Origin of the sequence: Tepidimonas sp. (assembly GCF_036824975.1) — a bacterium.
Classification (GTDB): Bacteria; Pseudomonadota; Gammaproteobacteria; order Burkholderiales; family Burkholderiaceae_C; genus Tepidimonas.
Genome location: NZ_DAISZC010000047.1, coordinates 5,541 through 16,098 on the forward strand (window position 1 = coordinate 5,541; position 10,558 = coordinate 16,098).

The window sequence follows — 10,558 nt, forward strand, 5'->3', positions numbered from 1 at the left end:
CTGCTGGCCCAGGAGCAGGTATTCCATCAACGCTTTTTGTACATGCATGCGGTTTTCGGCTTCGTCCCAGACGACGGACTGGGGGCCGTCGATGACTTCGGCGGCGACTTCTTCGCCGCGGTGGGCGGGCAGGCAGTGCATGAACAGAGCGCTGGGCTTGGCCACGGCCATCATGGCGGGCGTCACGCACCAGGCGGCAAACGCCTGCTTGCGCGCTTCGTTCTCGGCTTCGTAACCCATACTGGTCCACACGTCGGTGGTTACCAGGTCAGCGCCGTGGCAGGCCTCCATCGGGTCGTCGAATACGCGCCAGAACTCGCCACGCGGCACGCCGGCGACGGCTGGGTCCACTTCATAGCCACGCGGGGTGCTGATGTGCACGCGAAAGCCCAAGATCTGCGCCGCCTGCAGCCAGGTGTTGGCCATGTTGTTGCCGTCGCCCACCCAGGCCACGGTAATGCCGCGCAGCGCCCCGACGTCGAGTGTGCCGTCGGCGCGGCGGCCGCGGTGTTCCAGCCAGGTGAACAGGTCGGCCAGAATCTGGCACGGGTGAAATTCGTTGGTCAGCCCGTTGATGACCGGCACGCGCGAGTGCGCGGCAAAGCGCTCGATCTTGCTCTGCTCGAAGGTGCGGATCATCACCAGGTCCACCATGCGGCTGATGACGCGCGCGGTGTCCTCAATCGGCTCGCTGCGGCCGAGCTGGCTGTCGCCGGTGGTCAGGTGCACCACCGAGCCGCCCATCTGGTACATGCCGGCCTCGAAACTGACGCGGGTGCGCGTGCTGGCCTTCTCGAAAATCATGGCCAGCGTGCGATCGACCAGCGGCTGGTAGCGTTCGTAGGTCTTGAATTTGTGCTTGATCAGCGCCGCGCGATCGAATAGGTAGGCGTATTCGTCGGCACTGAAATCTTTGAATTGTAGGTAGTGTTTCATGCGGTGGTCTCGTCGAGGAAGGCGCGCACTTGTGGCACGAGCTTGGCGACGATTTCATCGGCTTCGGCGGCGTTGAGGATGAGCGGCGGCACCAGCCGGATGACGCGCTCGGCCGTGACCGACAACAGCAGGCCGGCCTCGGCACAGCGCTGCACCAAGGCGCCGCACGGCCGGTCGAGTTCGATGCCGATCATCAGACCCTTGCCGCGCACCTCGCGCACACCGGGCACGCCGTGCAGCGCCGCCCACAGCTGGGTGTGGAGATGGGTGCCGACGCGCGCCGCGTTGTCCAGCAGCCCTTCGTCCTCCATGATGCGGATGGTCTCCAGTCCGGCGCGCATGGCCAGCGGATTGCCGCCAAAGGTGGTGCCGTGGTTGCCGGGTTGAAAGATGCGTGCCGCTCGCGGACCGACCACCACTGCGCCGACCGGTACGCCTGAGCCCAGCCCTTTGGCCAGCGGCATGACGTCGGGCCGGATGCCGGCCCACTGGTGCGCAAACCACTTGCCGGTGCGGCCCATGCCGCACTGCACTTCGTCGATCATCAGCAGCCAGTCGTGCTCGTCGCACAGGGCGCGCACGCCGGCAATATAGTCGGCGTCGAGCGGATGCACCCCCCCTTCGCCCTGGATCGCCTCGAAGAACACCGCCACCACGCTGGGGTTGCCGGCGGTGGCGCGGCGCAGGGCCTCCAAGTCATTGATGGGAACGCGGATAAAGCCCTCAACCAGCGGCTCGAATCCTGCCTGTACCTTGGGGTTGCCGGTGGCCGATAGGGTGGCCAGCGAGCGGCCGTGAAACGCGCGTTCATACACCACGATCTGCGGCCGCTCGATGCCCTTGTCGCGGCCGAACTTGCGCGCGAGTTTGAGTGCGGCCTCGTTCGCTTCCAGACCGCTGGAGCAGAAAAACACCTGCTCCAGGCCCGAGCGCTCGCACAGCGCGGCGGCCAGCGGCTCGGTCCATGGGTGGTGGTAGTAGTTGCTGACGTGGATGAGACGCCCGACCTGCTCCTGCAGCGCTCGCACGAAGCGGGGATGCGCATGGCCCAGCGTGTTGACCGCGATGCCGGCCAGAGCGTCCAGATATTCGCGCCCATCGCTGTCCCAAACGCGGCAGCCGCGCCCGTGGGTGAGCGTGATGGGTAGCCGCGCGTAGGTGGGCATCACATGCGGTTCGAGGGGGGCGTCAGGGGTGGGCATGGTGGCGCAGCAGGTGGACGAAGGGGCGTGGATAGGGAAAGGGTGGAAGTGCACGATTTTAGGTGCGTCGCGGCGCCGCGCACAGGTGGCGTCGTGGTGTCGCGCGGGGGGCGCGGCGCCGCAGGTGGTAAAGTCTTATATAAGATATAATACTGATGTCATGGGCGATCCCCATGACCCGTGCGGCCGGGCCATGGTGACTGGCCGACGTTTGCGTCGTCTTACTGCTGCCGTGCGCCCACCGGTGCGCGGCCTTCTGCGCGATGGTCACTCCCAACGCCCAACAGGTCTTCATACTGGGGGTCACGCACAGTGGCCGCACCTTCCGTCCCGGCGACTGGGCGGAGCGGCTGGCAGGGGTGTTGAGCCCGTTCCATCCGCGCGCCGCCCAGGGGCCGGGTGGCCATTTGCGCTACTCGCCGTGGGTCATCCCGACGGTGGTCAACGGCGTCAAATGCGTGGTGGTGGACCGGGCGCTGCGCGAGTACGACGAGCGCGCCTGGGATTTCGCCCTTGGCTTTGCGCGCGACAACGACCTGGTGATCACCGAAGCCTGTCTGCTGCCTGACGAGGCAGCGCCCCCTCGCTGAGTCTGCCGATCAGGCGCGTGCGCGCCATAGCCCCGTGCTTGCCGGTCGGGTCAGGCGGTCATCGCGCGGTGCATCCGCGCCGCGGGGGCATGAAAAACGCCGCCCGTTGGGCGGCGTTTGGGGATTGCTGGCAGCGCACCCGATCCAAACGGCGGCGCGACCGAAGGCGCGCCGGGCGGGGCGTCTTCAGGCCGACGCGGCGGCCAGGGCCTTGACCTTGGCCGACAGGCGGCTTTTGTCACGCGCCGCCTTGTTCTTATGGAAGATGCCCTTGTCGGCGATCGAATCCACGATCGACTGCATCTGGGCAAACAGGGTGGTGGCCAGCGCCTTGTCGCCGGCGGCGACGGCTTTTTCGACCTTCTTGATGGCGGTGCGGTAGCGTGACCGCAGCGAGCTGTTGTGGGCGTTGAGCTTGACGTCTTGTCGGGCGCGCTTGCGACCCGACGCCAGACGCGGCGATTTCTTGGACTTGGTAGCCATAAAACGATGTCCTCAGTTGGGGGATGATGCCAGCAAATCCCTCCATTATAGCAACCAGGCCACGGTCGTGAGGCGCAGTTGCCGTAGCAGGCACAGAGGTGGGCGGGTAACGCATCAAAAGGGGCGCGCCAGCGGCGCTTTTTCCGCTCATGTATCAGCCGCGGCGGTCTACGATGACCGCACGAAGTTGCGTGCCGGGAACCTGGCCCGATTGACCTGTGTCAAGCGTGTGCAAGCCGGCTCGGGCATACTCGCGGCCGGGAGCCCACTGTTTCACGGTGGATTGCCTTGGGATTCCTCATCGTTTGCCAACCGTCAGCCATGTCCGTTCAAGACGCCGTCGTCTCCGCTACTGTCCACCCCGAGCGGCCTATTCCCCCCGGAGCGCCGTTGCCGCACCGCAAGGTCATCCGCAGCTGGATCACACCCCTGGGGGAGCGCCGCACCGCGATCGCGATCGTGTTGTTGCTCATCGACTGGGCCATCTTTGCGGCGCTGATGGCGGGCACCATCGTCTTGGAGGCATGGTGGGCCAAGCTGCTGTGTGGGCTCGCCGCCGGGTTCACCATCGGACGCCTGTTCATCATCGGACACGATGCCTGCCACCAAAGCTACACCCCGCACCGTGGGCTGAACAAGCTGCTGGGCCGCATCGCCATGATCCCGTCGCTGACGCCCTACAGCCTGTGGGAGGTCGGCCACAACGTGGTGCATCACGGCTACACCAACCTCAAGGGTGTGGACTTCGTCTGGGCCCCGCTGACTAAGGAAGAGTTTGACGCGCTGTCGCCCGGGCGGCGGCTGCTGGAGCGCATCTACCGCAGCGGCTGGGGCCCGGCGCTGTACTACCTGATCGAGATGTGGTGGCTGCGCATGTTCTTCCCTCGCAAGACCTACATGGGTACACGCCGGCCAGAGTTCATCTGGGACGGGGTGTTTGTGCTGGTGGTGGGGCTGTTGTGGATTGCCGGCATGGTGTGGGCCGCGCTGGCCACTGGGCAGTCGGTGTGGCTGCAGGTGCTGATGGGCTTCGTCGTGCCGTTCCTGTTTTGGAATGCGATGATCGGCTTCGTGGTGTACGTACACCACACCCATCCGGCGGTGCAGTGGCATGACGACAAGCTGGCCTGGGCGAAGGCCGCGCCGTTCGTCTCCACCACCGTGCATCTGGTGTTTCCGCTGCGCATTGGCGCGCTGATGCACCACATCATGGAACACACCGCGCACCACGTGGACATGAGTGTGCCTCTGTACAAACTTAAGCAGGCGCAGAAGAAGCTGGAGGAGATGCTGCCCGGGCGCATCATCGTGCAACGCTTCAGCTGGAAGTGGTACTTCGACACCGCGCGCCGCTGCAAGCTGTACGACTTTACGCGCCGCTGCTGGACCGACTTTCGCGGCCAGCCCACGAGCGACCCCGCGCCGGCCTACGCCTGAGTGCCCGGCGGCAGCGCGGGTCGGCGGGTTTGCGGGCCCAGTGTGGCCTTCACGAGCGCCGTGAGGTGGGGACGTGTGCAGGCCGTGCCACTGCACACCGGGGGCAGTCGGGTTTACAGCGCCCGCCGATACAGTCGAAAACTTCTGCGCCACCGTAACACCGGCAATGCACAGCGTTGGTTTTTTCAGTTCGCATGTGGCGGCTTGGGTGCTGCGGTGCGACAATACGGGCCGATGACTCAAGCGTTTTCCGAACTGAATTTGGCCGAACCGCTGGCCCGTGCCGTGGCCGAGATGGGCTACACCGCGATGACGCCCATTCAGGCGCAGGCCATTCCGGTCGTGTTGCAGGGCCGCGACGTGATGGGCGCGGCCCAAACCGGTACCGGTAAGACGGCGGCGTTTTCGCTGCCGCTGCTGCAACGGCTGTTGCGCCATGCCAACACGTCCACGTCACCGGCACGCCATCCCGTGCGGGCGCTGGTGCTGTTGCCCACGCGCGAGCTGGCCGACCAGGTGGCGCAACAAATCAAGCTCTATGCCAAGTACACGCCGCTGCGCAGTGCGGTGGTGTTCGGTGGCATGGACATGAAGCCGCAAATCGAGGAGCTGCGCAAGGGGGTGGAGGTGCTGGTGGCCACTCCGGGGCGGCTGCTCGACCACATCGAAGCCAAGACGGCGGTGCTCAACCAGGTCGAGTACGTGGTGCTCGATGAGGCCGATCGCATGCTCGACATCGGCTTCTTGCCCGACTTGCAGCGCATCCTGTCGTACCTGCCCCGGCAGCGCACGACGCTGCTGTTTTCGGCCACGTTTTCGCCCGAGATCAAGCGGCTGGCGGCCAGCTATCTGCGGGACCCGGTGGTGATCGAGGTGGCACGCGCCAACGCCACCGCCTCGACCGTGGAGCAGCGCTTTTTCCGTGTGGACGAAGACGACAAGAGGGCGGCGCTGTTGCAGCTGGTGCGCGAGCTGCAGGTCAAGCAGGCGTTCGTGTTCGTCAACAGTAAGTTGGGCTGTGCGCGGCTGGCGCGCGCGTTGCAGCGCGATGGGCTGCAGGTGGCGGCGCTACACGGCGACAAGAGCCAGGACGAGCGGCTCAAGGCGCTGGAGGCGTTCAAACAGGGGCAGGTGGAGCTGCTGGTGTGCACCGATGTGGCCGCGCGCGGGTTGGACATCAAGGACGTGCCCGCCGTGTTTAACGTGGACATCCCGTTCAACGCCGAGGACTACGTGCACCGCATCGGCCGCACCGGGCGCGCGGGCGCTTCGGGGCTGGCCATTTCCTTCGTGACGGCGCGGGATGCCAAGCTGTTGGCCGACATCGAAAAGCTGATCGGTTGCCGGGTCGAGGTCGAGCCGCTGCCGATCGAGGCCGTGCGTGGCAGTGGGCGGCCACGCGCCAGCGGCGCCGACGGGATCCAGCTTGGCGGCACGTTGAGCACGCCGCCGCCACCAGCTGGTGCCGCGCGGCGGCAGCGCGCCGAGCCGGCTGCGGGACGCCAGGCGCGTGGCAGTGCCCCCGCGGCCAGCGCCGATCCGCTGTACGACCAGCCCTACGAGCCGAGCTTGCCGCCGGACGCCAAGCCTCAGTGGGAGGTACAGGCTAGGGCAAGTGCGCCGCGTGGCCTGTCGGCGTATATCCGGCCCAAGCGCAAGGTGGCGGCGCTGCTGCGCGCACCGGTGGTCCTTAGCCCCGCCCCGGCACCTGCGCCTGCCGACACGGCACCCGTATGATCTCGGCGCGGCGGGCGTCGTGGCGGGCGTCGGCGCTCAGTCGCGCGGCGCTGAGTTGCCCGCCCCACACGCAGCCACTGTCCAGCGCCAGCACGTCGCGCCGCTGCAACGGCCCCAGCGTGGACCAGTGACCGAAGGCGATCGGGGTGTCGGCGCTGCGCCGACCGGGGACGTCGAACCAGGCCAGGTAGCCGGGCGGCGCACTGCTGGCACCGTCCTTGGTGGCGAACTCCATGGCGCCATCGGGGCTGCAAAAGCGCAGCCGCGTCAGCGCGTTGACGATGACGCGCCACCGCGCTGGGCCATCGAGGGTGTCGTCCCATCGAGCGGGCTCGTTACCGTACATGGTTCGCAGCCATTCCACGTAGTCCGATGCATGCAGCCGCACCTGCACCTCGCCGGCCAACGCCAGTGTCTGCGCCGCCGTCCAGTCGGGCAGCACGCCGGCGTGCACCAGCAGCCAGCCGTCAGTCATCAGCGCCAGCGGGCGCTGGCGCAACCACTGCAGCAGCGCGTCGCGGTCCGGTGCCGTCAGGATGTCGTGCAGCGTGTCGTTGCGGTGCGGGGCCCGCACGCCAGCGGCCACGGCCAACAGGTGCAGGTCGTGGTTGCCCAACAGGGCTTCGGCAGCCCCTTCCAGCGCCCGCAGCCTCCGCAGCACCGCCAGCGAAGCGGGCCCGCGGTTGACCAGGTCGCCCAGCGCGATCAACCGGTCGCGGCTGGGGCTGAAGGCCAGCTCGGCCAGCAGGCGCTGCAGGGCATCGTCACACCCTTGGATATCGCCGATCAGGTACAGTGCCATCGGCGCGCATTATGGACATTGTGCTCATCGCTTTTCTGACGCTGCTCAGCGGCATGTTTTCGATGACCGAAATCGCGGTGGTGTCGAGCCGCCGCGCGCGCATCGAGGCACAGGCTGCCGAGGGCGACCATGCGGCGCATGCCGTGTTGCGCTTGCAGGACAACCCGACGCTGTTTTTCTCTACCATCCAGATGGGCAATACGACCATCGCGCTGCTCAATGGCATCGTGGGGGAGGGGGCCTTTGGCGATGGCCTGACCGCCCATTTTCTGGCGCTGGGGTTACCCGAGGGCGTGGCTCATGCGCTGGGCACAGCAACGGTGGTGGTGGGGGTGACCTACGTGACCATCGTCTTTGGCGAGCTGGTGGCCAAGCGCATCGGGCAGACCGCGCCGGAGGCTATCGCGCGTGTGATGGCGCCGCCGCTGCTGGTGCTGGCCACGGTAGCGCGGCCGTTCGTGCACCTGCTGGCCGCGTCCACCAATTTCACGTTGCGCCTGCTGCGCATTCCGCTGCAGCCGCCGCGCCATGTGACGGAAGAGGAAATCCACGCCAGCCTGCGTGACGGCGCGGCCTCGGGCGTGATCGAACGCGAGGAGCACCGCCTGGTGCGCAACGTGTTGGCATTGGACGATCGGCAACTGGCCAGCCTAATGGTGCCGCGCGCCGATATCGATTGGCTCGATGCCGAGCAACCGCTGTCGTGGGCGTTGCACACGGCGCGTCAGCGCGGCCACTCGTGGTATCCGGTGTGCCGTGGGGCGCTGGACCAGGTCAGGGGCATCATCAGCTTGAGGCAGCTGATGGCCTTGGAGGAGGCTGGCGGGCGCGAACACGACTGGGCGCGCGACGCGCTACCAGCGACGTTCGTGCCCGAGACCCTGTCCGGACTGGAGCTGCTGGAGCAGTTTCGCGCCCGGGCCATGCGCATGGTGCTGGTGGTCGATGAGTATGGCGAGGTGCATGGCCTGTTGACGCCGCTGGACCTGCTGGAGGCCATCACCGGCGAGCTGTCGGCTGAGGCGCCGGAGGACGCCTGGGCCACGCCGCTGCCGGACGGCGGCTGGCGCGTGGACGGCGCGATGCCGGCTCACGAACTCAAGGCCCGGCTGGACATCGAAGCGCTGCCGGACGAGGACAAGGAGCGCTACCATACCGTCGCTGGACTGATGCTGCTGGCCGCTGGTCGCCTGCTGACCGAGGGCAACCGTGTCGCGATCGGCCGCTGGTCGTTTGAAGTCAGCCGCACCGAAGGGCACCGCATCGCCGAGGTCGTCATCCGTCCGTTGCCACCGGAGGCGTTGTCGGACGATGGGCCTGCAGCCACTGCTTGAAGGCCAGCGCCGCCGGTGACAGACGCTTGCCCGCGGCATGGGCGAGCTGCCAGCGGCGCAGTAGCGGAAAGCCGCGCACGTCCAACGCCACCAGCTCCCCGAGCGCCAGTTCGGCGGCGGCCGCGTGCGCCGACAACACCGCCACCCCGAGACCCCCAGCCACGGTCTGCTTGACCGCCTCGTTACTGCCCACCTCCAGCCGCACCCGCAGCGCGATGCCGTGGTCGGCGAAGAAGCGCTCGGCCGTGGAGCGGGTGCCCGAGCCCGGCTCGCGCAACACGAAGGGCTCGTCGGCCAGCTGGTGCGGGTCGATGGCGCGTCGATGCGCAAGTGGATGGTTGGGCGGCGCGATCAGCACCAGCGGGTTGTCAGCGAAAGGCTCGCTGACCACGTCCAGGTGCTCCGGCGCCTGCCCCAGCACGTACAGGTCATCCTGATTGGCGGCCAGCCGCTGCAGCAGGTTTTCGCGGTTGCCCACATACATCGCCACGTCGATGCCCGGATGCGCCGCACAAAACGCTCCGAGCAGCTTGGGCACCACGTACTGGGCGGTGGTCAGCACCGCCACGCGCACGCGTCCGCGCTCGATGCCGCGCAGCGCCGCGACCTCGTCGGCCAGCTCGAGCAGCCGCTCCTCGACGTCGCCGGCGGCGCGCGCCAGCAGCTCGCCGGCGGGTGTCAGGTAGATGCGCTTGCCGATTTGTTCGAACAGCGGCAGGCCGACGATTTCGGACAGCTGCTTGACCTGCAGCGATAGCGTGGGTGGCGCCAGATGCAGGGCCTGTGCGGCGCGCGCGAAGCTGCCGTGACGGGCGACGGCACCGAAGATGCGCAGCTGGTGCAGGGTAAGGTGACGCGGGTTCATGGTTTGAAAAACTCAACGATCATCTTTTTGCAATTTTACTTGCGTAAAACGATGCGTGCAAACAGAATGGCGCTAACCCGCGCTGCGGGCAGCCCCAACCTGATGACACTCCGAGGAGCGAGCATGGCCGTCAAGACGTACAACGCCGGCGTCAAGGAATACCGGCAAACCTACTGGATGCCCGACTACACCCCGCTGGACACCGATTTGCTGGCGGTATTCAAGATCGTGCCCCAGCCCGGCGTCGACCGCGAGGAGGCGGCGGCGGCCGTGGCGGCCGAGTCGTCCACCGGTACCTGGACCACGGTGTGGACGGACCTGCTGACCGACCTCGATTACTACAAGGGGCGTGCCTACCGCATCGAGGACGTGCCCGGCGACGACACCGCGTTCTACGCCTTCATTGCCTACCCGATCGACCTGTTCGAGGAAGGCTCGGTGGTCAATGTCTTCACGTCGCTGGTGGGCAACGTATTCGGCTTCAAGGCGGTGCGCTCGCTGCGGCTGGAGGATGTGCGCTTCCCGATCGCGTACGTCAAGACCTGTGGCGGCCCGCCGCATGGTATCCAGGTCGAGCGCGATCTGATGAACAAGTATGGTCGGCCGCTGCTGGGCTGCACCATCAAGCCCAAGCTGGGCCTGTCGGCCAAGAATTACGGCCGCGCGGTGTACGAGGCGCTGCGTGGGGGCTTGGATTTCACCAAGGACGACGAAAACGTCAACAGCCAGCCGTTCATGCGCTGGAAGCAGCGCTTTGACTTCGTGATGGAGGCGGTGCTCAAGGCTGAACAAGAAACCGGTGAACGCAAGGGCCACTACCTCAACGTCACGGCGCCCACCCCCGAAGAGATGTACAAGCGCGCCGAGTATGCCAAGTCGATTGGCGCGCCGATCATCATGCACGACTACCTGACCGGCGGCTTCTGTGCCCACACCGGGTTGGCCAACTGGTGCCGCGACAACGGCGTGCTGCTGCACGTGCACCGGGCCATGCACGCGGTCATCGACCGCAACCCCTACCACGGCATCCACTTCCGCGTGTTGACCAAGGTGTTGCGCCTGATGGGCGGTGACCATCTGCACACCGGCACGGTGGTGGGCAAGCTGGAGGGCGACCGGCAGGCGACGCTGGGCTGGGTGGATCTGTTGCGCGAGTCGTTCGTGCCGGAAGA

The 10,558-nt window shown here is 66.8% G+C and carries 10 protein-coding genes; 5 read left to right on the forward strand and 5 right to left on the reverse strand.

The genetic code is table 11. From position 1 onward, the window contains the following. On the reverse strand, positions 1–936 hold a 936-nt coding region (argF, locus tag V7Z54_RS06740; protein ID WP_334135334.1), incomplete at its 3' end, for an ornithine carbamoyltransferase. Continuing rightward, the gene (locus tag V7Z54_RS06745) at positions 933–2,138 is read right to left on the reverse strand and encodes an aspartate aminotransferase family protein (RefSeq protein WP_334135336.1); all 1,206 of its coding nucleotides are present in this window, start codon (positions 2,136–2,138) and stop codon (positions 933–935) included. The genes V7Z54_RS06745 and argF, both read right to left, overlap by 4 nt. A 263-nt stretch (positions 2,139–2,401) precedes the next feature. On the opposite strand from V7Z54_RS06745, the gene V7Z54_RS06750 reads away from it, so the two are divergent. Beyond that, positions 2,402–2,728 carry a DUF3579 domain-containing protein gene (locus tag V7Z54_RS06750; RefSeq protein WP_334135337.1) on the forward strand — a complete coding sequence of 109 codons (327 nt, stop codon included), beginning with the start codon at positions 2,402–2,404 and terminating at the stop codon, positions 2,726–2,728. A gap of 186 nt (positions 2,729–2,914) precedes the next feature. Here the strand turns inward: V7Z54_RS06750 and rpsT are convergent, their stop codons facing one another. After that, entirely contained in the window at positions 2,915–3,211 is a 297-nt protein-coding gene (rpsT, locus tag V7Z54_RS06755; RefSeq protein WP_144327790.1) for a 30S ribosomal protein S20, read from the reverse strand. Positions 3,212–3,532: 321 nt separating this feature from the next. Here rpsT and V7Z54_RS06760 point away from each other — a divergent pair, with 321 nt between their 5' ends. After that, complete coding sequence (locus V7Z54_RS06760) at positions 3,533–4,648, forward strand: fatty acid desaturase (RefSeq protein ID WP_334135339.1); 1,116 nt, start codon at positions 3,533–3,535, stop codon at positions 4,646–4,648. Between the two features lie 234 nt (positions 4,649–4,882). Then, entirely contained in the window at positions 4,883–6,385 is a 1,503-nt protein-coding gene (locus V7Z54_RS06765) for a DEAD/DEAH box helicase (protein WP_334135341.1), read from the forward strand. Here V7Z54_RS06765 and V7Z54_RS06770 read toward each other — a convergent pair. Continuing rightward, the gene (locus V7Z54_RS06770) at positions 6,339–7,187 is read right to left on the reverse strand and encodes a symmetrical bis(5'-nucleosyl)-tetraphosphatase (RefSeq protein ID WP_334135342.1); all 849 of its coding nucleotides are present in this window, start codon (positions 7,185–7,187) and stop codon (positions 6,339–6,341) included. The genes V7Z54_RS06765 and V7Z54_RS06770 overlap by 47 nt on opposite strands. Positions 7,188–7,198: 11 nt before the next feature. Between V7Z54_RS06770 and V7Z54_RS06775 the strand changes: the two genes are divergently transcribed. Next, complete coding sequence (locus tag V7Z54_RS06775; protein ID WP_334135344.1) at positions 7,199–8,521, forward strand: hemolysin family protein; 1,323 nt, start codon at positions 7,199–7,201, stop codon at positions 8,519–8,521. On the opposite strand, the gene V7Z54_RS06780 is transcribed toward V7Z54_RS06775, so the two are convergent. Further along, positions 8,463–9,386 carry a LysR family transcriptional regulator gene (locus V7Z54_RS06780; RefSeq protein ID WP_334135345.1) on the reverse strand — a complete coding sequence of 308 codons (924 nt, stop codon included), beginning with the start codon at positions 9,384–9,386 and terminating at the stop codon, positions 8,463–8,465. The genes V7Z54_RS06775 and V7Z54_RS06780 overlap by 59 nt on opposite strands. 123 nt (positions 9,387–9,509) lie before the next feature. Between V7Z54_RS06780 and V7Z54_RS06785 the strand changes: the two genes are divergently transcribed. After that, positions 9,510–10,558: form I ribulose bisphosphate carboxylase large subunit (locus tag V7Z54_RS06785; RefSeq protein WP_334135346.1), on the forward strand; the 1,049-nt coding region annotated here is incomplete at its 3' end.

What these genes read in the sequence shown, in the direction of transcription:
- V7Z54_RS06780 (WP_334135345.1), bottom strand. Translation starts at nt 9,386, where the DNA reads ATGAACCCGCGTCACCTTACCCTGCACCAGCTGCGCATCTTCGGTGCC.
- V7Z54_RS06765 (WP_334135341.1), top strand. Translation starts at nt 4,883, where the DNA reads ATGACTCAAGCGTTTTCCGAACTGAATTTGGCCGAACCGCTGGCCCGT.
- V7Z54_RS06760 (WP_334135339.1), top strand. Translation starts at nt 3,533, where the DNA reads ATGTCCGTTCAAGACGCCGTCGTCTCCGCTACTGTCCACCCCGAGCGG.
- V7Z54_RS06770 (WP_334135342.1), bottom strand. Translation starts at nt 7,187, where the DNA reads ATGGCACTGTACCTGATCGGCGATATCCAAGGGTGTGACGATGCCCTG.
- rpsT (WP_144327790.1), bottom strand. Translation starts at nt 3,211, where the DNA reads ATGGCTACCAAGTCCAAGAAATCGCCGCGTCTGGCGTCGGGTCGCAAG.
- V7Z54_RS06750 (WP_334135337.1), top strand. Translation starts at nt 2,402, where the DNA reads ATGGTCACTCCCAACGCCCAACAGGTCTTCATACTGGGGGTCACGCAC.
- V7Z54_RS06775 (WP_334135344.1), top strand. Translation starts at nt 7,199, where the DNA reads ATGGACATTGTGCTCATCGCTTTTCTGACGCTGCTCAGCGGCATGTTT.
- V7Z54_RS06745 (WP_334135336.1), bottom strand. Translation starts at nt 2,138, where the DNA reads ATGCCCACCCCTGACGCCCCCCTCGAACCGCATGTGATGCCCACCTAC.